Below are 26223 nucleotides of genomic sequence, written 5' to 3'. Positions count from 1 at the left end.
TGCAATGGGAGTGATCTGAAATCAGGCAGTCGACTCATCGAGACCACTCACCCATGCCTCCAGCCCCTCACCAAGGAATGAGAGTCCCAGCACCAATACGAACATGGCCAAGCCTGGATAGAGAGCAGTCCACCAAATCCCAGTTGGCACTGCTGCCAGAGCCATATTCAGATCACTCCCCCATTCAGGCACAGTTTCCGGCAATCCAAGGCCGAGAAAACCAAGGCCACCAAGTACCAAAACAGCATCAGCAGCATTCATGGTCAGCAGGACTGGCACGGATGTGATCACATTGCGAAGCAGGTATTTGCGCAAGATCCAAATGGGGCCAGCACCGAGGGAACGGGCAGCCTCCACAAACAGTTCTGCTTTCACCTGGGCTGTTTGGTTACGAACCACGCGGAAGTACTGGGGCACATAAACAACACAAAGGGCTGCGGCCGCATTGGGAATACCCCGTCCAAGCAAAAAAGCCAAGACCACAGAAAGCAAGAGCACCGGCAAGGTGTAGAGGGTGTCCATCACCAACACCAACATGCGATCAATTGCACCTCCGAGGTAGCCACTCATCATCCCTAGTGGCACCCCCACCAACACAGCCAAGGTCACCGCAAGAAGAACCACCTGCAAAGCCACGCCGCTGCCCTCCATGGTGCGAACACATACGTCCCGTCCGAGACGATCAGTTCCGCACCAATGTCCCCATGAAGGAGGCGCATAAATGGGATTATCAAGACCAGCGTTGGCCTCAGGCAAAACACCCACCATCACCAACAAGGGGGTGATTAAGGCCACCAACAGATAGATGGCAACAATCACCATCCCCCAGCGCGCCATGCGAGTCGACAAGGTCACTCGTGACAGACGCAAAGACGAAAGGTCAAAGCTCACTGCTGAGGAAGGAGACAGAACAGTCTCTGCATTGTTGCTGGGGCGGCTGACAACGTTGCAACTCAATCACAAAGATCGCTCCGCCATCAGCAGCATTCTCAACCCAAACGTGGCCTCTCATCCGCTTCATCAACGAGCGCACGAGGGCCAGACCAACGCCACTGCCAGGTTGTTCTGCCGTGTTACTACCGCGCTGAAACTGCTCAAAAATCAGCTCCTGATCAGCCTCTAGCACCCCTGGGCCATGATCTCGAACTTGCAATCTCACATGCTCATGAGTGCTACTGCAACTCAATTCAACGCACTTATCTTCTGAACTGTACTTAAAAGCATTCTCAATCAAATTGCCAAGACACTGCACGACCCTATCGTGATCACCAAAAGCCCAGGTCTGATCCATACCGTGTGAACTCGATTCCATTTTCAAACGAGTCTCATGATCACCTCGATTCAGCAAAAACACCTGCTCTAAAGTCTCAAGTACGGAAAAAGGCTCTGACGTAACTACCAGAGCTCCAGTCTTCTCACGTGCAATATCTAATAAATCAGTGATTAACCTTCCGAGACGACGTGTCTCATCATCAATGATCGTCAATTGATGCCGCTGATCTTGGTTCAGATTGCCCGATTGACTTAACACCCTGGAGCTGTAACCAGTAATCAAAGTAATCGGTGTGCGCAGCTCATGGCTGAGGGCATTAGCAAACTTGCGCTGACGATTCCAAGACTCGGCCAAACGATCCAAGAGGGAATTAAATGAACTAGCAAGAGGCTTAAGTTCAAGAGGTTCATGCTCTAGCTCGCAACGATGATCATCCAGCGATCCTGATGACACTGATTCTATTACGCAGCCAAATCGTTGCAGAGGCTCCAGACCTCGTCGAATGCCTGTGCGAGCGAGGAATAAGGTCACCATCGAAGCAATCGAACCAGCAAGAATAATAATCAAGATTAGAATTTTTTGCTGGTAAATCTGCCGGCTAACATCTTCGAGTAGATATATATTCCATGTGTTTCCATGCAACTTAATTTCATCTTTAGCGATTGAATAGTGACCCGAATCAACATCGATAAGGATGGGTCCATATTGTGAGTTACCCTGATTATTCTGCAAATAGCGAAGCCCCAGAACCCTTCCAAGGCTCACATTGCTTATCACATCAGGCTTCACCAAGCCAGCTTCAAATCCCTTGGGATGCATCCAAAGCACAAGGCGAAAAGATGAGAAATCACTGAGCAATCGCTTCAGCAATACTGGGTCAATACTTGCTCCAGAGGCTGATGCGGGGTCGGAGCGAAGGATCGAATCCTTCGACTTTCCAAGCAAATCCTTGGCATATTCAAGAGCTTCTAGCTGACTCTGCCGACGCTGTTCAGCAGGGAGCTGAACGTTAAATAACAGCAATAGCCCATACCCTAATAACACAGCCATCAGGCTCGTGCGCTCTAGAACGCTGCGGATCGAATAAGGCGGACTCCTAAGGCTGCCCCATTCCCTTCTTATCCTTAATGATTTACCAAGATTACAAAGGTCCAAACAACAACTCATTACTGGACACTAGATAATTTCGCTGTTCTCAACGACTACAGCAGTGACCGAGATCATTCATCCCTGTGATTCAACTCACACTCCCATACAGGGAAAGGATATATGCGCAAAAAGCTTGCCAAATTATTTTTCCTAATACATTGATCATTCAACCCTAAATCCGGGCCTTCCTTGATGCGACCCTGCAAATAAAGGGTATTGATGGCATCTACTGTTCTGCTGTCAAAACAATCAGGATTGGAACTTAATCGCAAAAATAAATACTTACTGGCACCCTAGATTCCGCACAAAGAGTATCACCGCAAAGCCATCTTGTGAGGCACTTAAACATCATTAGTGCCGAGCACTTGCGGCTAAATAGCTTCTACCTGACCCGAATATAACATCGATAGAAGTAAACTTGATTGAGCCTGACATGCGTTTTCATACGCCAATCAATCGTCAAAGTGCTGGGCATCAAGCAGAGGCAGCTGAACGGATGCGCTGCATCTTCCCGTTAGGGAGCTGAAACTGCTGCTCCAGCTCAAGGCGCAACACCGGCAGGCGAGGGTCCGGACGGGCGACAAAACCAAGCTCGCCATGACTGAGCGAGGCAGGCAAGCCATCGATCAGCACACGGTTCTGGAAGTTGCCTACGAGATTAGGCTCACCATTGATCTCAAACGCCGGGCCACAGCGCATCAACACCTGGCTTCGCCAGATCGGCGATGGAGCAGAGCCAACCGAGTAGATGATGGCCCTTCGACGTGCTTCGGGATCATCTTGTGCTGTAGCGATTGCCAACACAGGCTGTCGACCGGCCAAGGAACAAGGCCAAAGGTTGGAGATTGGCGGATCAGCCAGCCAGCCATAGCCGCGCGCCAAGTCAGCCTTGATCAACATCAAGGTGCGTTGTTGAAGACCCCGTTCACGCAGGCGCTGGGCCATTGCCTGACCAAGGGAAAGATCTTGAGTGATCACGCCAAGGGCCATCGCAACAAACAACATCCCCACACTGATCACCAACATCAGCTCCACCAAGGTGAAGCCATCCACACCGCCTTTGCCTTTAGAGCGCTTCATCAGGTAAACAACGTGAACTGCTAAGACCAATTTCTGGATCGAGGGGGTCGCCGTCGTAACGGCCAACACGGCTCACGCCCAAGGGCAAGCTGATCACCAAACAGCGTCGATAAGAGCTGTGAAGACTGCCCAAAACAACGGTTCCACCATCCAACGTCAATCCATTCGCCGCAAAACGCATCAGCTGAGGCAAGTTGCTCTGCCAAGTCAATGGCACTGCAGCGAATGGTTCCTGCAGGCTCAATCGAGAGGACACACAAGCTGGTAACTCACGAACAAGCGGCTTCTGCCAACCCTCAGCAGAAACACGCAACCCGCAAGGCTGCCGCTGATTTAAAGCAAACAGTCGAGCGCGCTCCAAGCCAAGCTGCAGTCGTCGAGCAGCAACATCCACCTGCAATCGATGGCGGTACTCACCAGCATTCACCAAGCTGAAGCCAGCCAGAACTGCCAGGATCGAGAGAATCAGCAACAGCTCCAACAAGCTGAATCCCTGCTCAGGAGGGGCTGCATAGGGCAAACGGCTCATGACTGCGCCGTTAACCTGGGCCTGCACCAACCAGTCCCCGCGGGCGTAAGCAACTGACGACGTCGCAACGGTTCAACAGGCGCCCCCTTAGTCGGATGAGCCTCAATCTCAAGCCAAAGTCCAGCCCCATAAGCTTGCCAATGCCGCTGAAGCCCCTCCGGCAAAGGCAAAGCCATATCTGCTGAACGAGACACGGCGGCAAGATCAAAACGGCAACTGCCGTTACCAGTAAGCAGCTCAAAACCATGGCCAACAGCTGACAACCAGCGCTGGGAGGCCAACAACTGCAACTCAACAGACTCAAGCTGTTCCTCTTTGTACCAGCCAACATGAGCAACCAGGCTGGCCTGCCCCCAAATGTGCAGTCCGCTCGTTGCCGTGCCAGCTAACAACATTGCAGCCACCATCAGTTCGGTCAAACTCATGGCCTTTCCCGCTCAAGGGTGACCAGAGGCCGTATCGCACCAACCTCACGCACAATTGGGCCATCAGGATCTACTGCGAGCAGAAAGGCAGCTCGAGCACCAGCGGCAAGACGCAGCCTCAAGCGACCGGTTTCTCCATTGGGGATCCAATCAATCAACGACCAAACGTCCTCGCCGATCAAGCCTTGTTGCAGACGGCCGGGATCAGCATCAGCGCATTGAGAGCCCAAATCATTCCAGCTACTGGAAGGCCAAGTGAGAAGGCAGGCGTGGGAATCTGTAGCCAGCTGTGCGAAGTGCTGCGCTGCGGAGCGAAGCTGATCGGCGCGCATCTGCTCAGCCATGCTGATGCGCATGCGACTACGGCTCAGGAGCGCAAGTGAAAATAACGAAGTGCTGCCAAGCAAAACCACAAACGCAGCCGCAAGCGCCAGGGGCAACACCAAGCCAGCGGTGGCGCTTTGACAACAGCCCCGCTGGCGATAGGAAGTCATCTCAAAACAACAACTACGACGAGGATTCCCCGCCGGCGTAGGCAAGCAGCAATCGCAGACGATGATGACCTTGATCAGTAGGAGAGCAGCAGACCAATCCGGCAAAAGGCTCATCAACAAGACATTGAAATCAATCAATAGCAATGGACAGCGGCCAACAAGCTTCGGATTGCTATAAGCCTTAGATGCCAAAAGTCAAGAGCAGATCAACCCAAGGAGAAAAGGATGAAAAGGTATAGCACTAACAATTAACAAGCCTCTAAGCGGGCTCAAAGAGAACTCTCAGCGAAGCCTTAGATGATCCTGCATCACAAAATCGACATCACAGGCAATATGGTGGGGTCAGCCTTGAAATCGCATATCACCATGAGCATCCTCAACCAACGTCTAAAGCTTGCGCTACTGAGCCGCCAGAAGGGAGTTAACGCTGTCCAGCAAGGCTTCACCCTGGTGGAGCTGATGATCGTAATTGTCATCGTCGGCATCCTTAGCGCCGTTGCCCTGCCGCAATTCACCGGAATTAAAGAAAAAGCTGAGCTCAACACACAACTCGGTGAGGGGGCTGGGCTTGCCAAAGAATGCGCAGCAGCAATCATTACTGACGGGCCATATCCAGGTAATTACCCCACTACATCAACAGGCCTAACCATCTCGGGAAATTGCAATGGCGGAGATTCAACGAAACCCCCTACAGCAAATATCACCTACACAACCGAAGCTGATGTTACTGGAGGCAGGGCAAAATGCAACGGCAAAGCATTAGACGCGGGCAAAGCATGCGAGATCTCTGTGGACAAAAGCACCGGAGAAATTAAGCAAGCATCAAAATAAACTTAAAGATCAATAAAAAAGTCCAATCGAGCACCAATAAGCATGTGAGCTAATTACATATATTTTATCAATAGACAGAATTCGCCGTCGGCCAATGTTCTGTTGTGGGCGATGGGCGAATTCTGTAAAAAGAGGTTTGCCCAGAAAAGTTAGAGCAAAAGCCGGACGTTGCCAAGAGATAATGTACAAAGGCTCTTCCTTGAAGTCACCTTCTGCATAAGACTCTAAACCACTTCTCAGAATTCTCTAAGCCTTGTGTAAAAGCAGGCCTCTAGATTGACAGCATGAAGAACATACTTTACATGAAGCTTCTTGCAAGGAAAAATGGCGAGCAAATTGGCGCCTTTACGCTTGTCGAGGTACTACTTACGGTAGTAATTATAGGGATCCTTAGCGCAGTTGCGTTGCCAACATACTTTAATCAAGTACAGAGAGCTAAGCAAAGTGAAGCAGTCGCAAATCTTGCACAGATACAAAATACCCTGGCAGCCTATCTCGACGAGTTCAATAAAATCCCCACTGGCTGGAAAGAGCTAAATGATATTGCAGCGATCATGACAACTAGCGGACCAGCAAGTCTTACCACATTCGGTTCAATCAATCTACCTGGAGAAAATTACACAGTAAGCCGCACGGACAATCAAAGCAGAAATACCTACTTTGAATTCACAGCCACACCAACAACCAAAGATTCAGAAATGGCCGAGTTCAATGTGATGGCTTGCATTGATCTTGCTACGGGCGCTAGCGATCTAAAACAGGGTAGAAAAGACAGCATAAATGCAATTAGCGAATCTGATCTTGTCTGCATTAGGAAAAGTTGATGCATAAAATCAAGAAAGGATTACTTCATCATTACCCCTGGTCTTCTCTACAGAGAAAAGCCACAAAAGGGGAAGAAGGCCTGGCATTATTGCTAGCACTGCTAACGGGTTTAACCTTACTGACCGGCGCAACTGGGTTGTTCATCCGTCAACTGATGGCCAGGAAGTTAGGGGCAGCAGAAAGCTATCAACAGATGGCCGAAGCCGCTGCCGTCAATGGCTTTAACCGAATCCTAAGCAAACTCAATCAAAATGATCCGGAAAACTATAGAGGATTTCTTTTTACACTCGATAATCTAAAAAATACAAATAACCCCAATGATGGATTCTTCTGGGAACTCATCAATACAACAGAAGCACAACATCTTGAAGAACTATGTACTGATACCTCAATGGGATTACCCATTCATCCATCCAGTGAAGAAGCGCAATGGCCAACAGGCCATATGGGCAAAGGAAATACAGAAACGTTCATCTCAGTACCATTTATTGATGACAAAATGAAAACCCAGCGCAAGGATAAAAAGGGCAGCATCCAAACATTTTACCGACTGCGTGATTACTCAAGCCCAGGCAAAAATGGACTTGGTGAAGGAGTCTTCCAAATTGAGGGTATCGTCAAAAGAGTAGGTACTTCAGACGAAGACTATTTAGCTCGAACACTTCTAACACGTTCTTTATATGTCAGTTCAAGTATTGTGAAACCTGAGGATTGGGGGATACTTGCAGCAAAGCATTTCGACCTAGGGGCTACAGAGATCGAAGGCGATGGCATAATTCTCTGGCATGTGGATGAGAATATAGCGGCTGAGATCCTTAAGTCAGACCGTAGTGGTTGTAAAGATGACCTTCTCAGCAGAATCAATGGCAGCTCGAATTCAAATGTGAATCGTATTTGGCCTATTATGGGTAGAGATAAGCCAAGCTCATTATCAACGATATTATTTGGTGACAATAAAACCGGAGAGAAGAATAATGACTTCTATCCAGGCAGTTCAAATATTGAGCGTGTATGGAGTTTTGATGACACAGGAAATAAGCAAAGTGAGTTTTACTGTGGTGAAGAAAAGATAGTATGCACTAGAGCCAAGAATGGCAAAGATCAAACACCCCCTGAGATAGAAGTTACGAGTAAGGCCATAGGGACAGATACATCAGATTCTGATCAACCAAGCAAAAATCAAGCTGGCCAGAATTCTCTGACTTCATCAAAAGGCATTACTAAGACTTATACTCCTGTAGACAGAAAGAAAGACGCGAACCTATTTTGCCATAAAAACACTTGCAAGCAGAAAGCAAACAATAAGTGGGTGAAGATAAAGAAGAGAAATAATGCCTGGGAATTTAGCAAAAAAAATTATTTTCCACGCAAGGAATTTTGGTGGACCAATGAGATTGTTAGAACAGACTTTATCGATGAAGCAAAGTCCTGGACTGTGCGAATCAAACAAGAAGATATATGCATACAGCAAAGCAATAAGAGCGTTGCTTGCCATATCTACGTAGAGCATATGGACTTAGAAAACACAAAAGTATTCATTGAAAACAACAAGAGGCCTGTTGTCATACATCTAGAACTACCTCCTGATGATTCAAAGTTCATCTCAGGTCTAAGTAGTGGACGGATTGAGCTATCAGACAGTAGTAAACTTTGTGGTGTTAACTCAGGGGAAGTAAAATGTAACAATAAGCCCGAAAGACTTGTCATCAGCCAAGCAGTGAGCAGTGAATCTTTGAACTGCTACGAAAAGCGATTAAAGGGTGATAATGCTAATGCTGGATCAAGTTTGCAGTCAATTCTGAGTATTGCTGGCAATAGCCTACCAGCCGCATGGGTATCTCTAACAGGCGGAACATTTACACTAACCGGTGATGCAACAATGAATGGCGTAGTCTGGGCCAAAAGCTTCTGCTCACAAAACAATAAGCTCTATCTAAGTACTAAGAGTTCAGATAATGATAAAGGGTCTGTTGTACAAGCAGCTGATGAACTCTGGGAGTGGAATGAAAAGGGATTAGTACAAGGTCACAATGCGCTATCCCTTGGTCGCACAATAACCCGCGGCGTACGAGGCACAGGCCTAGATATGTTCAGGCGATGGTGAAATACACGCAATCTAGTGAGAACCTGCAAAGATCTCTATGGAATCAATCCATTGAAAAGATCATAAGCAATCACCTGCTTAAAACAAATCTCAAAAAAATTAATTGGATAACACCTTGCCAAAAAAAACAAGGCTTACGCGCGTATAGACAAAATAATTGGCGAGTAATAACAGATCGGCTAAGAATTTTCACTAATAACCATAATGGCAATCAAATAGATCTCGAAAAAAGTGGGTCAGGCTTCACCATCCTGGAAGTCCTGATTGCTGGTATCTTACTGGCCATGGTGATGACTGCAGTAAGCAGGTTCTCACTTTCGGCGCTGATAAACAGCAAGAATCAACTTGAACGAACGCGAATAGAGGCTGCAATTAATGACAACATTCAGCTCTTGCAACAAGCTGACTCTCTACTTACTTATGACTCAATAGCAAGCGAAGGTGAGCAGCAGTCTGCCTGCAATGACCCTCCCAATTACCTTAAGGAGCAAATCATGGAGAGCGGGGGTCGACTATATGTCCCAGCTCCAACTCTCAAAAACGAATCAAAGAAGAATATGATCAAGAGAACAGTTAATACCACTTCTCAAAAAGAGATAACAGTAGTTATCTACAGCTTTAAAGGGCCAGGAGCAACAATAGTAACCAACAATGATTATGCTGAGCTGATCCATGAAACTGAAATGCAAAATGCTACTGAACAAAGAATTCTAGAACTAAATCCAAATTTCCAGGCAAAGTGCTACAAATGAAATACTTACGTTATGAGGAAGACCACTCGCAAGGCTACAGCCTGCTAGAGCTTTTGGTTGTCATTACAATTGTAAGTATTTTATCTGCTTATGGGTTGCCAAAATTTCGGCGAAATGTAGCGCAAGGACAAGTGGATCGCTACACACAATTTATCGAATCTGGCTTGTTCAGCTTACGGGCAAGGTTGGGGCAGTCAAAAACAAGTTGCAGATTCAGCCTTGATCAGGATCTAACCCAAAAAACATTTGGGCCACCTTGGCTTCTGTTGGAATTTCAGCAACCTGATGGTTCTCAAAGCAATAGTCAACGCCTGAAGTGTTGCTGGAATCAAGATGGCGAGATTGTTAACTGCACACCAGATTTGCTAAAAGGAAAATCACGTTATCGCTTTCTCACCATTGAAGGAAGCAGAGAATCAAAAGAGGTCGAGGTTTCTGCGACACAAGCAAGCTACGAATTATCACCACCGGGAACCAGCGCACAACGTGACAATCTCACAATCCTGGTTCGATCCAGACATAGTGCCCAAGAGCCTCTGCTGAGAACCCGATGCGTCGAGCTCTCTGGCAATGGCCAGATTCACAGCGGAACCTGGAATGATGACACTGGTTTCTGCGACAGCAGTTAATCGATGTCTTCAGACAATCCTCAGGAAACATTCACAGCTGATTGAGAAAAAAAGACCTCAAACCTGTCATCATCAAACTGTCAAAAGCCATAGTTCTATGGCACTTGATTCATGAAACTGCTAAAAAGCCTTTATTATCACCGTCGGTCTTATCCTTTACCCAGCAATGGCTTTGGGATGTCTGAAGCCGTCGTTGCCGCGGGAGCAGGCATTCTGCTAATCGGAGCATCCTCATTAGCGCTGCGCTCAACGCAGACATTAATGGATAGAGCTGAACGCAAGGCAACCCTACGGCAAAACACAACCAATGGTCTCCGCCTGCTGCGATCAGAAATTGAACGGAGTATTCACATCCTGGTGAATAACAGCGAAGCTGTACAAACTGGAATGGAGCATACAGACATGGCAAATGAACAATATCAAGAAACTCTCCAACAATGTGGGCTGCTCGCAGAAGCTCGAAATCAAGTGTTCAAACCAGTCTTCGGCATCAAGATGGCTGAACTGAACACCCCAGTTCTTTATGGGCTAAGTATTAATTCCAATAAAGCAGGCTATGCACTGATGCGATGTGGTGCGCCACTCAGTCTTGATGGACGCTATAACGAAACAGAAGATTCATTTATTGCCAAAGCAATTGAAGATATCGGAGTAATGAAATGTACAAAACCCGAAGGTGACTGCGAACACTTAACAAACAATGAGGGTGAGAATAAAAGCCTAAGAGAAATCATTGATGGCCTTGATGTCACCTTTACAGCTGACAGCACACCAATACGCAAGTTTATGGAACCTGCTCTTGGTGTGATGACAGATAAACAACGCAAACTGATCAAATTTATTGATCCGAACCCCAACAATGATCCTCAGAAATTTGAAACTGAGAGTTATCTTGAGGCGATCAGCGCTGCACGCACAGTCACCAGATACCCACTTTATCTCGCTGCATTCGCAAGAGCAGACAAACGCATTGAGAACTATGGTGATGATGACAATAGTGTACTTAATGGGGCCTACTTCCGCAATGTAAAAAGTAAAAACATCCGCTTCCTTGTAGACGGTTCAGGTTCCATGAGTGCTTGCATCCTTTGGGGTAGTACTTATGGCGAACGGAAAACATATTGGAGTGGAAGTTACTATTTCTCGTCACGCCAGAACTGCTCATTGACCAGAATGGAATCACTGCAAACAGAACTCAGCAATCTCCTTGCAGCACTTTCTCCAGACACAAAAGTCAGCATCCAGTCCTTCAGCTCACCGGGCCGTAAAAACCACAGAGCTTGGGAACAGTCAAGAGATGGCTTGGTTAAGATAGGAGATGATGGCATGCGCGAATCCGCAATTGCATTCGTTAATTCACTGGATAACGGTCGCCCCACTAAGTGGGGCGGAACCTATCCCTGGGAAGGATTAGATGCCTCTTTCAAAGATAACGAAACAGACACACTTTACTTCCTCTCAGATGGAGAGCCTAATGCCGACCGCATGGGTGGTAGCTGGCAGGCCAATGATCATGACCCTACAGTCACTCACTATTCAAACTACAACAACACACGAGAAAAAGTACTCAAAACAAACACGATAGCCCTTGGGTTAGAGTCACCTTGGATGGAGAAATTATCAGCCAAAACCACAGGGGATTATCTACAAGTCGATAAGGATTACGTAACAACCAATTCCAGTCAATAAAAAGATCACAATCAACTTTCTTGATTTAGTTTCAACACAGCCATGAATGCTTCCTGAGGCACATCTACTTTGCCCATCGCCTTCATCCGCTTTTTACCCTTGGCCTGCTTCTTCAGCAACTTTTTTTTTCTTGAGATGTCTCCACCATAACACTTAGCAAGCACATCTTTACGCATCGCACTGATGCTCTCACTGGCAATAATGCGACTACCAATGGAAGCCTGTAAGGGAATTTTAAACTGTTGTCTTGGGATCAGCTCTTTGAGCTTCTCCACCAGACCCTTACCAATGCTATAAGCCTTATCACGGTGCGCAATTGTGGTAAGTGGGTCAGCCTTTTCAGCATTGATCAAGACATCCAAGCGCACCAGATCATTGCGGCGATAGCCAATCAAGTGATATTCCATTGAGGCATAACCCTTTGTGCGACTCTTCATCTGATCAAAGAAATCCGTCACCACTTCAGCCAAGGGCAGCTCATAAATTAAGGTAACTCTCTCAGTGGTGATGTACTTCATATCAATGTATTCACCACGTCGTTCCTGGCACAAACCCATCAGAGTGCCGTTGTACTCATTGGGGGCATAGATCTCCATCCGTACATAAGGCTCCTCTATTGATTCCCGCTTCTGCGGATCTGGCAATGTTGCAGGGTTATCCACCATCAACATCTCTCCATTAATCATGTTCACCTTGTAGATCACTGAAGGAGCAGTAACAATCAAATCCAAGTCGTATTCACGTTCAAGCCGCTCCTGCACAATTTCCATATGCAGGAGTCCTAGAAAGCCACAACGAAAGCCAAAACCCATCGCACTGCTGGTTTCAGGTTCATACTTCAGTGCTGCATCTGAAAGCTGCAGCTTGTCAAGCGCTTCCCTTAGATCTGGATATTGATCTGCATCCGTAGGAAACAAGCCACAAAACACCATCGGCTTTGCCTCGGTGTAACCAGGTAGCGGCTCATCTGCTGGGGCATTGAGGAGGGTAATCGTGTCTCCAACCCGTGCATCAGCAACCGCCTTGATCGAAGCCGCCAGATAACCCACCTCCCCGGCATGAAGTTCATGGACCTCACACTGATCTGGTGACATCACACCGATCTCATCAAGCTCATAGCTCTTCTTGCTGGCCATCAGCAACACTTTGTCCTTCGTGCTGATACGGCCACTGATCACCCGGAAATACACAATTACGCCTCTGTAGGAGTCGTAGTAGGAATCGAAGATCAATGCCTTCGTTGGCTCATCGAGGGTATCTGCAGGGGGCGGGATGCGATCCACCACCGCCTGCATAATCTCTGATACGCCTAAGCCTGTTTTGGCAGAACAGGCAATTGCTGTTGAGGTGTCAAGACCAATGATCGCCTCGATCTCCTCTTTAATCCGTTCTGGATCAGAGCCAGGCAGATCAATCTTGTTGAGCACAGGAATAATCTCTAGATCGTTTTCCAGCGCTAAATAGACATTTGCCAGGGTCTGGGCCTCAACACCCTGACTGGCATCCACCACCAACAGGGCCCCTTCACAGGCCTGCAAGGAGCGGCTCACCTCATAGGAGAAATCAACATGGCCAGGGGTATCAATCAGGTTGAGTACATAGCTTTCGCCATCGGCAGCCGTGTAGTTCATCCGGGCAGCCTGGAGCTTGATCGTGATGCCCCGCTCTCTTTCCAAATCCATGTTGTCGAGAAACTGCTCCTGCATATCCCGACCGGACACCGTGCCAGTGTCCTGCAACAGCCTGTCAGCCAAAGTCGACTTGCCGTGATCGATATGGGCAATGATGCAGAAGTTCCTCAAGCGAGAAACGGGAACGTCGGTCATGCGTTGGCGAATTCCCCTCTCGGGCGCTTTGGAGTCAGAATCAAGATTCTAAGGATCCTGCTGATCTGAACAGCCATGAAGAATGCTGGTAGCAATCTCATCAGGCCCATTGCTGAATGAGTGTATGGAGCAATTTTGCAACATCTACAACCTAGATTTACTCAAAAGCATCAAATGTTCTTCGCTGGGATACTGATGCTTAAAGCTTATTCATCCCCATCACAGATTATCTCGATAGTGTCAAAAGCAAATAAAGCAAGAGACTGTCTCTAAAGAACTAAAGCAAAACTAGCAAAATAGCGCCTTACGGCCCAAGCAACAACCCTAAAAACAATATTCACAGCAACAGAAGTCAACATATTCAAATTGAGAACGGCTTTGCAATAATCATGCAAACAAGAGATATTCAACTAGCAGGATCTATAGCGATCAACTTATACAGACGAGAGTCAAGTATTAAACAGAGACTGAAGATCACAGACCTCGAATTGATGAGCAAAAGCGAGGGAAAGGTCATCTCTGTTGATCAAAATTCTCATACAATCCAAAGGGTGAGATAACAAATCGATCAGCCAACCCTCACTCATCTTCAAGCCTTAAAAGCCCGTTCTCGAAGGAGAATCGCAGAACGCACAAGCGTCTAAACACTGGCTAGTAAATCATGAATTATTCACATAAGACCCATTGAGAAACAAACCTCAAAGCCAGGGCTTTAAAGCTTCTCCTGTCCCCCCAACTTTAGAGCCACTGACCAATTATCACAACATCAAAATCAGACCATCTTTTGATCAAGTGAAACTGAGTAATGTATTGCTGCGTATGCGCATCTGCCTCAGCAGTAAGGGATCAGAATTAGGGTCATGGCCATAACTCGGCAACAATTTTTGCAATCGTTGTTGCCAAGATTCACTTGCCATACGCTCGCTCCAGCAACGCTGCAACACTTCCAGCATGACCGTCACCGCTGTACTAGCCCCAGGCGAAGCCCCTAATAAGGCAGCTAGGGAGCCATCTTCAGCGGATACCACCTCTGTACCCATCTGCAACCGCCCCCCCTCGGCTGTGTGTTTGATGATTTGTACTCTCTGTCCGGCAACTGAAAGCGTCCAATCATTCAACTGCGCATTGGGAAGAAATTGCTTTAAGGTTTCAAATCGATCTTTCTCACTCTGCTGTAGCTCTGAGAGGAGATAAGTGACTAAATCAAAGTTTTTAAAGCCCACCTCCAACATGGAGCGAAAATTGCTTCGCCGTACCGAACGCAAGAGATCCAAGCGGGAGCCTTGCTTGAGGAATTTGCTACTGAAACCCGCATAAGGCCCGAAAAGCAACGAGCGGCATCCATCAATCCAACGGCTATCAAGATGTGGCACAGACATTGGAGGAGCACCCACCTTCGCCTTGCCATACACCTTGGCGTGATGCCTTGCCGTTAAACCTGGCTCAGAGCAGACCAACCACTGTCCGCTCACTGGAAAGCCTGCATAGGCAGCTGCCTCTGGAATGCCAGATCGCTGCAACAAAGGCAATGCCCCCCCCCCTGCACCGAGAAACACAAAAGGTGTCTGCACAGAGCGACTTCCAGAAGAATGCTTGAGATCAAGATTCCACTGGTGCTTGCCGAGCCGGTGCAAATGAACGACTTCGCAGCCGCAACTCAATTCCAAAGCTCCGCTGGCTTGCAATGACTTCACATAGGCCCCTGTCAGCAATCCGAAATCCACATCCGTACCCCGCTTAATGCAGGTTGCAGCAACAGACTCTGCATTGGCTCGCCCTTCCATCACCAATGGCATCCATTCGGCAAGCTCAGCGGCATCAGTACTCCATTGCATGGAGGCAAAGGCAGGCAGTGCACTCAATTGCTGAAAGCGCTGATGCAAGAAAGCCAAATCAGCATCGCCAAAAACCACACTGATATGAGGGACCAGATGTAGAAATTGCTGTGGTAGCAACTTGCCCTTTTCCGTCAACGAAGCCCAGAACTCCAAAGAGCGCTCAAAGGCGGTATTAATGGCCAACGCCTTAGCAGTAGCCACGCTGCCATCAGGCTGACGAGGTGTGTAATTCAGTTCGCAATTAGCCGCATGACCAGTGCCTGCATTGTTTTCTGCCGCACTGCTCTCAAGACCCGGCGCCTGCAAACGTTCGACCATCAACAAACTCAGCTCAGGATCGAGCTCATGCAGCAGGGCCGCCAAAGTGGCACTCATAATTCCAGCCCCGACAAGTACCGCGTCGTAGCGAGATTGGGATCCAGCAACATCAGAGACGGCCACAACTTGAAAGCACCCCTGCTGGCAAGGTTATGAGCGAACCCCCTAGGCTGGATAGATCCAAACGTGCAGAGCATCCATGAGTACAGAAGCCATGGCCCTCACCAACGAGAACGTGGAAACCGTTCTCGATGAACTAAGGCCCTTTCTTATGGCAGACGGCGGCAATGTAGAAATCGTCGAAATTGATGGTCCTGTGGTGAAAGTGCGTCTTCAAGGAGCCTGTGGCAGCTGCCCTAGTAGCACCATGACCCTGAAAATGGGTATCGAACGCAAGTTGCGCGAAATGATCCCCGAAGTCAGTGAAGTGGTGCAGGTGCTTTAAAGGCTGTAACCAGAACAACTCTTCCGCATGAAAATTTTTAGCATTTAGAAATTCATGGCTTCGTCCAAACACGACGGTTGAGATTGAGCTCTTCAACCACACCTATCGCCATCGCCATGTCGTCCACATAGCTCTTGATCAGTGTCTTGCTCCAAAGAGTGCGAAAAACTCTGGCCTCGAACATGTCATGGTCGCTCGGGATAGCCACATAAAAGTTCTCTCCACAAAAAGAAAGACGAAGTTTTTGTCCGGTTCGCTGCCGAAATGAAACAATCCGCTCCATAAGGTTCGGGGTGAGAATGTATCTTGCTTCATTTTGATCATCCCCGTAAACCACAAAATACTTCTCGAAAGCAGGATCTTCCAGAGTGATCAGTTCGGGATGTCGGCCAATCTTTTGAATATTTTGAAAAAATTTTCCAACACACCCAAAAAGACGTTCGGCTACATCTGGAAGCACAACAGTGGTGCCTTTAATTTGCTTATTGAAGTCTGCGACGAAAAACAAACCATTGAAAATCGTGTGCCATGAGGTGTGCGTGGCTCCATCAGAATCGGTGCTCTGAGACTGATATTCCGCATGAACCTCGCTGAACTCGATACGGGTCTTTCCCAAAGTACAAAAAACCCGATCCTCGCAACGGTAACGATCAGGAGCAGTATTAAATAACCCACTTTGCACAAACTGAGACTTAGACACCCGACGGTGTGGATCATATTGAAGAGTTGAATCAAAGAAGTTGACGATCGCTGTAATAACCTGCAGCTTGAACTGCGTCTTATATTGCTTGGTCAGTTACCTGTAGACGATGGCAAAGACAACCACCACTACGGGAAGCAAAATAAAAGCTGCGATCTGCGAGATCAGCTGAAAAGCTAGCAGAATGAAAACAGCAATTATCAACAAAACGATTAAGAATATAATCTTCAATATTTTCTGCAGAATGAGCTTTCGTTTGTCTTCAAATATCCGTAAAACTGGCATGATCTCCTGGCGGAAATAAGAAGGGTGACCAGCAAAAAAGGATCTTTGGTTGACCATTAGTCAGCAAATATTTTAGCCGCGTTAGGGTTCTCTCTTTCGATAGCAGGCATTTCAAAAAGAGGGCGGAGTCGATAGCCGATCAGCCCAGCCAAAAGATTACTAGGAAACATTTCAATGGCATCGTTGTAGTCAGTGGTTACGGGATTAAAGGTACGTCTGGCGGCAGAAAGCTGCTCCTCGATCTCATTCAAGGATCCCTGAAGAGCAAGAAAATTTTGGCTAGCCTTAAGATCTGGATAATTCTCAACTGCAACCATGATTGACTCCATGGCCTGGGAAAATTGATTTTCCAGCTCAACCCGGCCACGGGTGCCCATCCTTCCACTCTGAGCCATCCCTCGAAGCTCGGTTAGCTTGGCGAGGGTAGCTTGGCGAGGGTAGCTTGCTCATGCTGCATATACTGATTCACTGTTGAATGAGGTTCGGGACAAGGTCATATCGCTTCTTGAGCTGAACATCTACAGATGCAAAGGCGTTTTTAACTCGGTTCTTTTTCGCGACTAGTGAATTAAACATCACTGCCACTACAACAAATATTAGCAAGATTGCTAACAGGAAGAGGACAGCGCTAGGTAAAGACAAAAGGAAAAGACAACTGTTTTGGTATTAACATCCCTAACATAGGAGGGCAAGAAAAAGTGAAAAGTTAGAAGAAATGTAAGAAGTCATAGAGCTGGAGCCTTGATTGGTTAGGATCAATTATTACCGTTCATAGAAAAACATTCCATGCCCAACGAAGAAGGGGATCCCCGTGACCAAATGCCCAACCTTTCTCCGCTACCGAGCTCAAAAGAATTGCTGCAGCTTCCTCTGCAAATAGTAGTGTCTTTTATAATTTTGGCCGCATTATCCTATCTAATTGGCATGGGAGGAATAGTGCCAAAATTCGGTTTATAAAACAAGCAGAGAAGCACGACGAACAAATATTCATTTTTTTCATTAAGCTTATCAACCTGTACATTGTTCATCAAAATAGGCGCCAAAGGGGAAATGTCTACTTCTAAACACGATGGTGACCTTCAAGCATTTTTCTATTTTTCCTAAGAACTTCTTGGGAAGCACTAGGATAACTTCGAAGTACAAAAAACCATGAGAAAAGATCAATCGCGAAGTAAACTCATTTCCTTAGATGGCGAGTCATGGGTAAAAGTGTAATGTGATGGTGGTCATGAATATCTAAAAGGGGATGAGCCAGATCATCTGAGAGATGAACTTACAGTACCCCAAAAATCAACATAACATAAATTAAATAATAAAAACCCTCAAGGGTCAGGTTCTAGTGTAAATAAAAAGGATTATGAAAAGTGCTGTGAGGTCAAATAAGATCGATTTCCCTTGATAAAATCTTAAAAATCTTATGGACTTATGAAACTACTGGCAGATTAGTATTAAACCAATAACCAACCCTAAAGAAACTATCGAAAAGAATGATTCGAAGATAGTGAGAGAGGGAATGCTTCTAGTGGTGTCAAAAACCACACCCATAAGACGAAGCCATCTCAGGCCACCTTGGTAAATCATTCTCTGATGATGACCTGGGAGAGGTTTATGGTGTAGCAAGTAGGTTAATATCATGAGAAGCACCTTAGAACAAACACTTACTTTCTCCCCTTTGACGAGTTATGACTAAGGACAAAACTGACTTGGAAATTCTTTTGTCTAAGGATGAAGGCATTGAACCTCCTGATGAAGATGATGGTAGTTGGAGATTTGACTATATGGATGATAAGGTTATCGAAGAGCTGATGAGAGTTGGCATCACCAAACAGACCTATGAGATTTTTCTAATTGACGTCTTTAGAGACAAACAGTCCTTCATAGATGAACACCTAAATGGTGATACCTCAATAGTAGATATTTATTCAAATAATGATGAGATGTTTAGGAATAATTATCAAATAGGTTGTTACTGGGTGGACAAAAACCTGAACGACACCCACTATGGATTCAACTTTCCCTTTGTTGTTTTCTACCATCAACAACACAGAAAGGAAGAATGGACACGTTACGTCTCCGTAGATGATTAATTACCGCTTCATATGAATCATCGTAGCCCTGGCTAGGGAGAATCCTATGATCAGATATTACATAAAATTCTATTCACTGAAATGCACTACAAACCAATACATGGTCTTGATGTGATTCATAGAGACATCTGCCCTGCACTCGCTAACAAGATCTAATTTAACGAGTGGGCTTTACTTCAACAGCCTAAGAAATCTGTTGCAGTGCAATCCTTTTCAGAAATAGAGCATCAAACCCATAGCAACAGCTTTACAAACATTATCCACAGATTTCAGGGGTAATCCCTATAAAAAAGCCATGGAGTATGAGTATCTATTGGCTATAGATACTCAGTAAAAAACTGACTGGATAGATATTAAGCCAGTGAATGGATCTTCTTCGAACCACGTTCTCTCACCAAGGATTTTTCCATAGATAGCGCCCACTGTTCTCTTCCCGCGTGACAGCTATGCAATTAGTAGAAATAAGCCAAAGAGCCTGAAGAATTGGCGTGGGATTGTAAAGGTATACCTTTGGGAAAGCATTTTTTAGGGCAATAGTGGCTTTGCCTGCATGGTAATGAGGCATCCAAGGTGCTATGTGATGAATGGCATGAGTAGAGCCTATCTTGTGATGGAGGAAGTCAATTACTTTTCCATATGGCCTATCAATCGATAGGAGTGCACCTCGCAATTGGGAAAATTCTGAACTGCCAAGGTGGGGAACATCAGTATCAGTATGATGCAACCAAGTGTAGGTCACTAACCAGATATTAACTACTAACAAAGGAGCTATATAAATTGCGAAAACAGTAACAAAGCCATCATGCAGGCTCCAGGCAATCAAAGCAAACAAAGTCAGGCCTATCCCCCAATCGGAAAGCCATACTTTATTGATCCATTTTTTTGTCCACAATTTTTTAGAGAAAGGTGCGATCGGCCAGAAGTGATTCGATAGGCCATATTTTGGGCCTCCCGTCTTCCCAGTAAGCAAATAGGCTGGCCAGCCAAAAATCAGATGAAGCACAAGCTGAAATACACCATATTGAAATTTTCCTAATTTGCCTGCTATGGCAATATCTTTTTCTCCACCAGCTTGCTCATCAATTCCATTGCCACGAATAACCAAAGGCACGTGGGTCTCACCATTAGCGATATGGTTTGTATAAGTATGGTGAACTAAATGTGAACGCTGCCATGAGAAATATGGAACAAGAAGGATCGAATGCAACACATATCCAACGAATGTTTCTAATTGCCTATTTTTCGAAAAAGCACCGTGGCCGCATTCATGGGCGATGACCCATAATCCCATTGCTGTTGTGCCAGATACAAGCCAATAGAGAACCCAAACAGGCAATATTTCCACACTAAGAGGAATGGAAAACCCAATAAAAATTACAATGGCCTGTATAATCAGAGATTGTGCTAGATAAGCAAGGGAAGTATTGGTGCTGCAATTCAAGCATTGATCAGGCAAAACAGCCTTAATTGCAGCCAGATCAGGTATATCGGCTTTGGAAACCTGAAGCGCCTTTCCATTGAGGCCAGACATCATGATCTCTTTAGCAGCTTTTTGTCTGAAAAATGTTTTTTCATGACTGTCTGAATGATCTTGCAATGACTATGATTAGAAAGGGCACATTCGATAGGATAATTGATACAATCCCTGATTGCCGCTTTATGGGCAACTCAAGATGAAGGCAAATCATCTTACTTAGCTTATGAGCCAGCATGCTCCTTGCTTCGCCCAACCATCAGCTGTCTAGATCTAAGTCAATTTCTTTAATCTAAAGTAATAGGACATCAGTAGATAGTTTGAGATTGCCTATAGAGATCGATGAGCTTCAATGACTATCTCTATTTGAAAAGACTTACCTATTGACCCTTTAAACGATGTTTCTCCGATTGTGGCCCCTCACATCCATAGAGATAGCACGTTGCCGCATGTAGCTTAGACGGGCCTTAGTAATGGAGTGCAGAACCTTCCTGTACTACACGTAGGCCAACAGCAATATCAATACCAATCCAATAATGCTTAGAGATCTCTGCCCAGCACTTGCTAACAAGACCTACTTCAACTAAGCAGCACTACTGCATCTCCCTATGAAATCGCTTGCACTACAATGCTTTTAAGGGATAGAGAATCAGACCTATACCAACAGCTATACCAACAGCTATACCAACATTTTCCGCAGATATCAGAAGTAATCCCTACAAGTAAAAATCCATGAGGGATAGGAGTTTGTGAATATCAAGCAGGCTCCTTCGCTGTGATTGTCACCGCTCAACGCACCTTGTTTGCCCTAACTAGATCACGTCTCCAAGAAATAGCTGTGCGTTGCAGAGGGACTATGGGTACAATGAGGCCCGCTTCCGATCGTTAAATGGCGTGAAAGATTTGTTTGGTTTTTCTCTCTGTCTCCTGCTGACTGCTAAATATAAAACATAAATCTAAAATCTAATGTCAGAAGAACAACTGAAGGCATTCATCGCCAAAGTTCAAGCCGATACTTCACTACAGGAGCAGCTCAAAGCAGGAGGAGCTGATGTTGTTTCTATTGCAAAGGCTGCTGGGTTCACGATTACCACAGAAGACCTAAACTCTGATCGCCAAAATCTGACTGATGATGAGCTGGAAGGTGTGGCTGGGGGGGGCTGTGGCTGTTGGTCCAAGTTGGTAAACACTTTGGACGGCATCTAGTGCCACAATTACAATTACACTAACAATTACTGCTAAAAGCCTACACACTCAAAGCCGCCCATACAGATCACGAATCAGGCAAGATCTGTTCTCAATTAGCTCATTTATTGAGAATCTTGTAGAAAGTGTTGATAGTACTTTGACTCAAAGTATTCTAGCCCAGTCATAGCAGTTATTTTAAAGGAATATTGTATAGGAGATAGGAAATCTATTGTATAGACATCTTCGGACGACTCTTTTCCACAGGATATACAACTTCTGAAGGGGGCTAAGGGGCAAATGAGGTCCTTCTACCTACGTAATAACACTTCAGACATTTGTGTCATGAAATCTTAGCCCGATCTGAAATTATTTTTTCTGGTAATTTCTTCGGAGGCTAGCTATGCTAACAAGAGTTAAAAATCACTAATGTCAGAGGAACAACTCAAGGCATTCGTCGCCAAAGTTCAAGGCGATCCTTCACTGCAGGAACAGCTAAAAGCAGAAGGAGCTGACCCTGTTGCTATTGCAAAGGCTGCTGGGTTCTCGATCTCCACAGAAGACTTAAACACTAATTATCGCCAAAACCTGTCTGAAAAGGATCTGGAAAATGTGGCCGGTGGTGTGAAGAATTGGGAAGAATGGTTTTGTACTGAAATTTTGACTTGCTGAATGTCTGCTACTGTTAAATTGTGATGCTTCTCAATGAGCCTACACACTCAAAGCCCCTGCATTGACAGGGGCTTTTTACTTCTTCAATGACTTCCCTATTCGCTTAAAACGGCATCCGATACCTGGTATGATCTTAAAGAGTAGAAGCTAGGTAATCTCAGGTAAGTTCCTAAAATATTCTAGTTCTAGAAATTCCTCTCAGGACCTGTGACCAAGATCACAACTAGCAATGATTCGGATCAATGACTTAGTAGAGGAATTGGCAGATGATGTGTTCATCCGAGGGATAGATCTCTCACAACCCATTCAAACCAATGACAAATAACGAACTTACAATTGAAGAGCTGAAAAGTGTTTGTGGTGGTGTTTATTGCCAATCAAAAGAGGAAGGTTGTCCTTTCGTGGGTTGGCATCCAAGAAACAACAATTTCTCACAGGGGCAGACATCTTTCTCACAAGGACAAACCTCTTTCTCACAAGGACAAACCTCTGTGGTGAATGACAGTCGCTGGCAGGTCAATACCTTTGGGTTGAATAATTCTGAACTACCACAAGCACAAAGGGCGGATTAGAACAGGTGTAGTTTCTATTATTGGTGATGAAGGGTAAATAGACCTAACCAATCCTTACGTTATTCAACCAGTCCAACATCTCCTGCTTCTGCTTTTTGAGTTCTGCTGGTGATGGCTTGCCAGGTTTAGTTGGATTAGGTTTATAGGGAGCCTCCAATCGGTTGGCTCTTTTTTGTTGTGTTGGCTTTGCAGTCTGCTTAGGGATCTGTTTGATTGGTTTGTTAATGGTAAGTGGTTGTTGCGCTTGAAGTTGCTGTTGTTGTAGCTGTTTTATTTCAGATATTAGTAGTTGTTGACCTGGAGAAACCCTCTTCTTCTTGCTTCTAGTTCATTCAATGCTCACCAGCCGTTTAAGTATGCGACTACCCCAGTGGCATTTGGAGCCGCTTTACTCTTATGGCGGTAGTGCTTACAAAAACGCTCATAGCATTTGGCACATCCATCAATCGTTGCCGAGAGCCTTAAAAAGGCAGGCGGCCATTGGCTAATGCCGTCAGCTTGCAACCTGCTGTAGTGAAAGTTTCATACAATTCAATGATGCTTAAACTCATCAGCCTTAGATTGGGCTATAGATAAAGAATAGACAAGTACATCTGATGCCAGAAGAACAACTCAAAGCATTCATCGCCAAGGTTCAAGCAGACACTTCACTGCAGGAACAGTTAAAAGCAGAAGGAGCTGATGTTGTTGCTATTGCCAAAGCTGCTGGGTTCACGATTACCACAGAAGACCTAAACTCTCATCGCCAAAATCTGTCAGATGAGGAGCTAGAGGCTGTGGCTGGTGGGGCTGTGGATGGAGGTCTGACACTGGCAACCTGGCCATGCTGCTGACATCACTGCCTGCTGGGTTCTGTTACTAGCTACTAATAGCGAACTAGCACATAAGTCATTAGAACAGCCTACACACTCAAAGCCCCTGCATTGACAGGGGCTTTTTACTTCTTCAATGACTTCCCTATTCGCTTAAAACGGCATCCGATACCTGGCACCTTAAACTTACAAACAAGAACTAATTTCTAATCCAATGTCAGAAGAACAACTGAAGGCATTCATCGCGAAAGTTCAAGCAGATACCTCACTACAGGAGCAGCTCAAAGCAGAAGGAGCTGATGTTGTTGCTATTGCACAGTCTGCTGGGTTCTCGATCTCCACAGAAGACCTAAACACTCATCGCCAAACCCTGTCTGATGATGAGCTGGAGAGTGTAGCCGGGGGCGGGAATGATACTGTTATTACGAAAGAATACAGTTGTTATGTAACCTCGGACAAGGGCTGTTGTTAAACTTTTCTACCACGCTTGCACACGCATTAGCAGGGGCTTTGATTTCTTCAACGACTTCACTATTCGCTTAAAACGGCATCCGATACCTAGCAAGAACTTGATGAATAGAAACTAGCCAATCCTCACGTTATTCAACCAGTCCAACATCTCCTCCTTTTTCTTTTTAAGTTCAGCTGAAGAACGCTTACCAGGTTTAGTTTGATTAGGTTTTGCATACGGAGCTTCCAATCGGTTAGCTCCTTTTTTATGTGTTGGTTTAGCTGTTGTTTTTACAGTCTTCTTTGATGTCTGTTTGATTGGTTTGTTAATGGTAAGTGGTAGTTGAGTATTTAGTTCTTGTTGTTGTAGCTTTTCTATTTCAGGTATGAGTAGTTGTTGAACTTTGAGTTGTTGTCTTGCGTTGGGTTGGGCTTGCTTGGGGCGTAATGATTGAGTAGGCATGTATTGATCAGTTTAAGCAGTTAAGGAAGTTGTATTAAAGATGGAGGTTCACTCGCTCGCTTTGCTCGCTCGTTCACCTCACCATTAGCAATAGGAAGCTAAAGAGCTGTTGTGTCTTGCGTAAATGGTGTGTGGTCCTTATGAGCAGAGCACCTTCTCTAACCTGTTCATCAGATGAGTGTGATGCAGGTAGAGGTGTTTGATTGTCTCTGTGTCTTTGTCCTCTTGTGCTGCTAGCAGCATCTTCTCGTAGATGCCGACTTTGCTGAGCATGGAGCGGCAAAGCTTTTCTTTAGCGGTAGTGAGTGTCGTCATGGTGTTGGTATGTCTATGTTGTCTTTCCTCTTAGAGTAGGGGGGTAGGCGTCTTTTTCTAGTGCTTGCAAGGGTTCTCAGTCAAGAGCATCAAAGAAGCGGTTGATGATTAGCTCTTCTGGTGTCGTTGATTCTTTAGGTCTTTTAGGAATCAGCTGTAAGGGGGTAGGCGTTGGGGGATCTTCTTTGTCTTGAGTCTCTTCTCTAATCCCCTTGAGCCATTCATCGAGCATCTCATCTGTCATTTCAGGTTCTAAGGCTTCTGCTTGTTTTCGTTGTTGCTCTTGTTGCCAGATCTCAGTTGCGAGCTGCTCATCCCAAATCTGGTAAGAGAGCATGATGCGGAAGATCTCCTTTTCTTTTTGATTGAGAGCTTCTGTGTCTTTGAAGTCATTGATGATCTGATCGATGAGATCGTCTGCATCTAGCTGCAGCATGGCGTCGATAGTCGTTAGCTGTGCTTGATCGCCAAGCTGCTGCATCATCAAGCCTCGTTGCTCGTAGAGCTGCTTGTCTTTTTCTTGGCCCAATGCTTCTGCTTGTTGGTAAGCAGCTTTGGCTGATACTTTGAGCCTTGTGAGTTTGGATGGCTCGCCTTTGTGCGTTTGGCTCCATTGCTTAGCCAATGAATCTTGAGAGAGCTTGGGAGTGTCTTGCAGCTTGGTGATGGTTTCATCTTTGATGGCTTTAGCGAGCCAGATGATTGCAAGCCTGAGGATTTCTTTGTCTGTAAGTTCGAGTTGATCAGCTAAGCAGATTGCCTGATGCTTTTCTGCTTTAGGAAGACTCACCCAGAGAGGCCTAGAGCGCCCTGTATGGCCCTTTTCTGCTGTTGACGCTCTAGCGTATCTAGAGGCGCTTTGCAGGGCCCCAAAGCCGCTCCTGGAGGCCTCGTGAAAGGCGATGCGAATGGCTTCTCTTTGATTGCATTGAAGAGAGTTAATCAGACCTTCTAGCATTTGCTCTTCTTGCGCAGATAGCATCGTTGTCATGCGTGCTGCA

At 45.9% G+C, this 26223-nt stretch carries 28 protein-coding genes and 1 pseudogene; 14 read left to right on the top strand and 15 right to left on the bottom strand.

All coding sequences use genetic code 11. The features are described 5' to 3' along the window. Nucleotides 1-21: 21 nt before the first annotated feature. From SIB80_RS05040 to SIB80_RS05015, 6 genes are all read right to left on the bottom strand, one after another. A complete protein-coding gene (locus SIB80_RS05040; RefSeq protein WP_063434945.1) occupies nt 22-837 on the bottom strand; it encodes an ABC transporter permease in 816 nt (271 codons plus the stop codon). Between the two features lie 43 nt (nt 838-880). Next, on the bottom strand, nt 881-2323 hold the full coding sequence (locus SIB80_RS05035; RefSeq protein WP_236066026.1) for a sensor histidine kinase: 1443 nt from the start codon (nt 2321-2323) through the stop codon (nt 881-883). A gap of 573 nt (nt 2324-2896) precedes the next feature. Beyond that, on the bottom strand, nt 2897-3502 hold the full coding sequence (locus tag SIB80_RS05030) for a type II secretion system protein J (protein ID WP_063419645.1): 606 nt from the start codon (nt 3500-3502) through the stop codon (nt 2897-2899). Further along, entirely contained in the window at nt 3489-4031 is a 543-nt protein-coding gene (locus tag SIB80_RS05025; RefSeq protein WP_063419646.1) for a GspH/FimT family protein, read from the bottom strand. Before SIB80_RS05025 ends, SIB80_RS05030 begins: the two co-directional genes overlap by 14 nt. Continuing rightward, nucleotides 4028-4456: a hypothetical protein gene (locus tag SIB80_RS05020; RefSeq protein WP_063419647.1), complete on the bottom strand. Its 429-nt coding sequence runs from the start codon at nt 4454-4456 to the stop codon at nt 4028-4030. The genes SIB80_RS05025 and SIB80_RS05020 overlap by 4 nt, the downstream gene beginning before the upstream one ends. Next, complete coding sequence (locus SIB80_RS05015) at nt 4453-5064, bottom strand: hypothetical protein (RefSeq protein ID WP_169246892.1); 612 nt, start codon at nt 5062-5064, stop codon at nt 4453-4455. The genes SIB80_RS05020 and SIB80_RS05015 overlap by 4 nt, the downstream gene beginning before the upstream one ends. A gap of 252 nt (nt 5065-5316) precedes the next feature. Between SIB80_RS05015 and SIB80_RS05010 the strand changes: the two genes are divergently transcribed. The 6 genes and pseudogenes from SIB80_RS05010 to SIB80_RS04985 all read left to right on the top strand — a co-directional run bounded on the left by SIB80_RS05010 (nt 5317) and on the right by SIB80_RS04985 (nt 10091). After that, complete coding sequence (locus tag SIB80_RS05010; RefSeq protein WP_169189787.1) at nt 5317-5781, top strand: type IV pilin protein; 465 nt, start codon at nt 5317-5319, stop codon at nt 5779-5781. 302 nt (nt 5782-6083) lie between these two features. After that, complete coding sequence (locus tag SIB80_RS05005) at nt 6084-6605, top strand: type II secretion system protein (protein WP_063419703.1); 522 nt, start codon at nt 6084-6086, stop codon at nt 6603-6605. Further along, nucleotides 6605-8710, top strand: a complete 2106-nt coding sequence (locus SIB80_RS05000; RefSeq protein WP_063419649.1) for a hypothetical protein — start codon at nt 6605-6607, stop codon at nt 8708-8710. The genes SIB80_RS05005 and SIB80_RS05000 overlap by 1 nt, the downstream gene beginning before the upstream one ends. Next, nucleotides 8704-9462 (top strand): hypothetical protein, encoded by a 759-nt coding sequence (locus SIB80_RS04995; RefSeq protein WP_063419650.1) that lies wholly within the window; start codon nt 8704-8706, stop codon nt 9460-9462. Before SIB80_RS05000 ends, SIB80_RS04995 begins: the two co-directional genes overlap by 7 nt. Beyond that, nucleotides 9459-9551, top strand: a pseudogene (locus tag SIB80_RS04990) (prepilin-type N-terminal cleavage/methylation domain-containing protein); the annotation flags it as partial. The gene SIB80_RS04995 and the pseudogene SIB80_RS04990, both read left to right, overlap by 4 nt. A gap of 177 nt (nt 9552-9728) precedes the next feature. Further along, a complete protein-coding gene (locus tag SIB80_RS04985; RefSeq protein WP_236066037.1) occupies nt 9729-10091 on the top strand; it encodes a hypothetical protein in 363 nt (120 codons plus the stop codon). Nucleotides 10092-10240: 149 nt separating this feature from the next. Here SIB80_RS04985 and SIB80_RS04980 read toward each other — a convergent pair whose 3' ends face one another. Beyond that, nucleotides 10241-10372, bottom strand: coding sequence for a hypothetical protein (locus SIB80_RS04980; protein WP_268873944.1), 132 nt, complete (start codon nt 10370-10372; stop codon nt 10241-10243). A 76-nt stretch (nt 10373-10448) separates the two neighbouring features. Here SIB80_RS04980 and SIB80_RS04975 point away from each other — a divergent pair, with 76 nt between their 5' ends. After that, on the top strand, nt 10449-11780 hold the full coding sequence (locus tag SIB80_RS04975; RefSeq protein WP_236066028.1) for a hypothetical protein: 1332 nt from the start codon (nt 10449-10451) through the stop codon (nt 11778-11780). A gap of 11 nt (nt 11781-11791) precedes the next feature. Here SIB80_RS04975 and lepA read toward each other — a convergent pair whose 3' ends face one another. Both lepA and SIB80_RS04965 read right to left on the bottom strand, forming a co-directional pair. Next, nucleotides 11792-13606, bottom strand: coding sequence for a translation elongation factor 4 (lepA, locus tag SIB80_RS04970; RefSeq protein ID WP_063419653.1), 1815 nt, complete (start codon nt 13604-13606; stop codon nt 11792-11794). Nucleotides 13607-14394: 788 nt separating this feature from the next. Beyond that, nucleotides 14395-15885 carry a malate:quinone oxidoreductase gene (locus SIB80_RS04965; RefSeq protein WP_063419654.1) on the bottom strand — a complete coding sequence of 497 codons (1491 nt, stop codon included), beginning with the start codon at nt 15883-15885 and terminating at the stop codon, nt 14395-14397. Between the two features lie 76 nt (nt 15886-15961). Between SIB80_RS04965 and SIB80_RS04960 the strand changes: the two genes are divergently transcribed. Next, nucleotides 15962-16207 carry a NifU family protein gene (locus SIB80_RS04960; RefSeq protein ID WP_011129633.1) on the top strand — a complete coding sequence of 82 codons (246 nt, stop codon included), beginning with the start codon at nt 15962-15964 and terminating at the stop codon, nt 16205-16207. Between the two features lie 52 nt (nt 16208-16259). Here SIB80_RS04960 and SIB80_RS04955 read toward each other — a convergent pair whose 3' ends face one another. After that, nucleotides 16260-16907, bottom strand: a complete 648-nt coding sequence (locus SIB80_RS04955) for a DUF3137 domain-containing protein (protein ID WP_236066029.1) — start codon at nt 16905-16907, stop codon at nt 16260-16262. Nucleotides 16908-17248: 341 nt separating this feature from the next. Continuing rightward, complete coding sequence (locus SIB80_RS04950; RefSeq protein ID WP_413681506.1) at nt 17249-17587, bottom strand: LemA family protein; 339 nt, start codon at nt 17585-17587, stop codon at nt 17249-17251. Nucleotides 17588-18874: 1287 nt separating this feature from the next. Here SIB80_RS04950 and SIB80_RS04945 point away from each other — a divergent pair. Further along, nucleotides 18875-19279, top strand: a complete 405-nt coding sequence (locus SIB80_RS04945; RefSeq protein WP_063419655.1) for a hypothetical protein — start codon at nt 18875-18877, stop codon at nt 19277-19279. 391 nt (nt 19280-19670) lie between these two features. Here SIB80_RS04945 and SIB80_RS04940 read toward each other — a convergent pair whose 3' ends face one another. Further along, nucleotides 19671-20813, bottom strand: coding sequence for a fatty acid desaturase (locus SIB80_RS04940; RefSeq protein ID WP_063419704.1), 1143 nt, complete (start codon nt 20811-20813; stop codon nt 19671-19673). A 906-nt stretch (nt 20814-21719) separates the two neighbouring features. Here SIB80_RS04940 and SIB80_RS04935 point away from each other — a divergent pair. The 5 genes from SIB80_RS04935 to SIB80_RS04915 all read left to right on the top strand — a co-directional run bounded on the left by SIB80_RS04935 (nt 21720) and on the right by SIB80_RS04915 (nt 24466). Then, nucleotides 21720-21959, top strand: coding sequence for a Nif11-like leader peptide family natural product precursor (locus SIB80_RS04935; RefSeq protein ID WP_063419656.1), 240 nt, complete (start codon nt 21720-21722; stop codon nt 21957-21959). Nucleotides 21960-22367: 408 nt separating this feature from the next. Continuing rightward, the gene (locus SIB80_RS04930; RefSeq protein WP_063419657.1) at nt 22368-22610 is read left to right on the top strand and encodes a Nif11-like leader peptide family natural product precursor; all 243 of its coding nucleotides are present in this window, start codon (nt 22368-22370) and stop codon (nt 22608-22610) included. 314 nt (nt 22611-22924) lie between these two features. Continuing rightward, a complete protein-coding gene (locus SIB80_RS04925) occupies nt 22925-23182 on the top strand; it encodes a CCRG-2 family RiPP (protein ID WP_063419658.1) in 258 nt (85 codons plus the stop codon). A gap of 596 nt (nt 23183-23778) precedes the next feature. Beyond that, complete coding sequence (locus SIB80_RS04920; RefSeq protein WP_063419659.1) at nt 23779-24015, top strand: Nif11-like leader peptide family natural product precursor; 237 nt, start codon at nt 23779-23781, stop codon at nt 24013-24015. 193 nt (nt 24016-24208) lie between these two features. Next, a complete protein-coding gene (locus SIB80_RS04915; protein WP_063419660.1) occupies nt 24209-24466 on the top strand; it encodes a Nif11-like leader peptide family natural product precursor in 258 nt (85 codons plus the stop codon). Nucleotides 24467-24577: 111 nt separating this feature from the next. Here SIB80_RS04915 and SIB80_RS04910 read toward each other — a convergent pair whose 3' ends face one another. The 3 genes from SIB80_RS04910 to SIB80_RS04900 form a co-directional block, all read right to left on the bottom strand. Continuing rightward, nucleotides 24578-24907 carry a hypothetical protein gene (locus SIB80_RS04910; protein ID WP_063419661.1) on the bottom strand — a complete coding sequence of 110 codons (330 nt, stop codon included), beginning with the start codon at nt 24905-24907 and terminating at the stop codon, nt 24578-24580. Between the two features lie 138 nt (nt 24908-25045). Continuing rightward, on the bottom strand, nt 25046-25222 hold the full coding sequence (locus SIB80_RS04905) for a hypothetical protein (protein ID WP_169189948.1): 177 nt from the start codon (nt 25220-25222) through the stop codon (nt 25046-25048). Between the two features lie 76 nt (nt 25223-25298). After that, nucleotides 25299-26213 (bottom strand): hypothetical protein, encoded by a 915-nt coding sequence (locus tag SIB80_RS04900; RefSeq protein ID WP_236066031.1) that lies wholly within the window; start codon nt 26211-26213, stop codon nt 25299-25301. Nucleotides 26214-26223: the final 10 nt, after the last annotated feature.

The organism is Prochlorococcus sp. MIT 1327 (assembly GCF_047304785.1).
Classification (GTDB): Bacteria; Cyanobacteriota; Cyanobacteriia; order PCC-6307; family Cyanobiaceae; genus Prochlorococcus; species Prochlorococcus marinus_D.
This window is presented reverse-complemented; position numbering and strand designations above follow the sequence as displayed.

Bases quoted from the DNA above. Each gene is read 5' to 3' on its own strand.
- SIB80_RS04940 (WP_063419704.1), bottom strand. From the start codon at position 20,813: ATGATGTCTGGCCTCAATGGAAAGGCGCTTCAGGTTTCCAAAGCCGAT.
- SIB80_RS05010 (WP_169189787.1), top strand. From the start codon at position 5,317: ATGAGCATCCTCAACCAACGTCTAAAGCTTGCGCTACTGAGCCGCCAG.
- SIB80_RS05015 (WP_169246892.1), bottom strand. From the start codon at position 5,064: ATGAGCCTTTTGCCGGATTGGTCTGCTGCTCTCCTACTGATCAAGGTC.
- SIB80_RS04910 (WP_063419661.1), bottom strand. From the start codon at position 24,907: ATGCCTACTCAATCATTACGCCCCAAGCAAGCCCAACCCAACGCAAGA.
- SIB80_RS04900 (WP_236066031.1), bottom strand. From the start codon at position 26,213: ATGACAACGATGCTATCTGCGCAAGAAGAGCAAATGCTAGAAGGTCTG.
- SIB80_RS05035 (WP_236066026.1), bottom strand. From the start codon at position 2,323: ATGGCTGTGTTATTAGGGTATGGGCTATTGCTGTTATTTAACGTTCAG.
- SIB80_RS04960 (WP_011129633.1), top strand. From the start codon at position 15,962: ATGAGTACAGAAGCCATGGCCCTCACCAACGAGAACGTGGAAACCGTT.
- SIB80_RS04925 (WP_063419658.1), top strand. From the start codon at position 22,925: ATGACAAATAACGAACTTACAATTGAAGAGCTGAAAAGTGTTTGTGGT.
- SIB80_RS05025 (WP_063419646.1), bottom strand. From the start codon at position 4,031: ATGAGCCGTTTGCCCTATGCAGCCCCTCCTGAGCAGGGATTCAGCTTG.
- SIB80_RS04905 (WP_169189948.1), bottom strand. From the start codon at position 25,222: ATGACGACACTCACTACCGCTAAAGAAAAGCTTTGCCGCTCCATGCTC.
- SIB80_RS04915 (WP_063419660.1), top strand. From the start codon at position 24,209: ATGTCAGAAGAACAACTGAAGGCATTCATCGCGAAAGTTCAAGCAGAT.
- SIB80_RS04930 (WP_063419657.1), top strand. From the start codon at position 22,368: ATGTCAGAGGAACAACTCAAGGCATTCGTCGCCAAAGTTCAAGGCGAT.
- SIB80_RS04995 (WP_063419650.1), top strand. From the start codon at position 8,704: ATGGTGAAATACACGCAATCTAGTGAGAACCTGCAAAGATCTCTATGG.
- SIB80_RS05030 (WP_063419645.1), bottom strand. From the start codon at position 3,502: ATGAAGCGCTCTAAAGGCAAAGGCGGTGTGGATGGCTTCACCTTGGTG.
- SIB80_RS04935 (WP_063419656.1), top strand. From the start codon at position 21,720: ATGTCAGAAGAACAACTGAAGGCATTCATCGCCAAAGTTCAAGCCGAT.
- SIB80_RS04950 (WP_413681506.1), bottom strand. From the start codon at position 17,587: ATGGCTCAGAGTGGAAGGATGGGCACCCGTGGCCGGGTTGAGCTGGAA.
- SIB80_RS05005 (WP_063419703.1), top strand. From the start codon at position 6,084: ATGAAGCTTCTTGCAAGGAAAAATGGCGAGCAAATTGGCGCCTTTACG.
- SIB80_RS04920 (WP_063419659.1), top strand. From the start codon at position 23,779: ATGCCAGAAGAACAACTCAAAGCATTCATCGCCAAGGTTCAAGCAGAC.
- SIB80_RS05000 (WP_063419649.1), top strand. From the start codon at position 6,605: ATGCATAAAATCAAGAAAGGATTACTTCATCATTACCCCTGGTCTTCT.
- SIB80_RS04945 (WP_063419655.1), top strand. From the start codon at position 18,875: ATGACTAAGGACAAAACTGACTTGGAAATTCTTTTGTCTAAGGATGAA.
- lepA (WP_063419653.1), bottom strand. From the start codon at position 13,606: ATGACCGACGTTCCCGTTTCTCGCTTGAGGAACTTCTGCATCATTGCC.
- SIB80_RS05040 (WP_063434945.1), bottom strand. From the start codon at position 837: ATGGCGCGCTGGGGGATGGTGATTGTTGCCATCTATCTGTTGGTGGCC.
- SIB80_RS05020 (WP_063419647.1), bottom strand. From the start codon at position 4,456: ATGAGTTTGACCGAACTGATGGTGGCTGCAATGTTGTTAGCTGGCACG.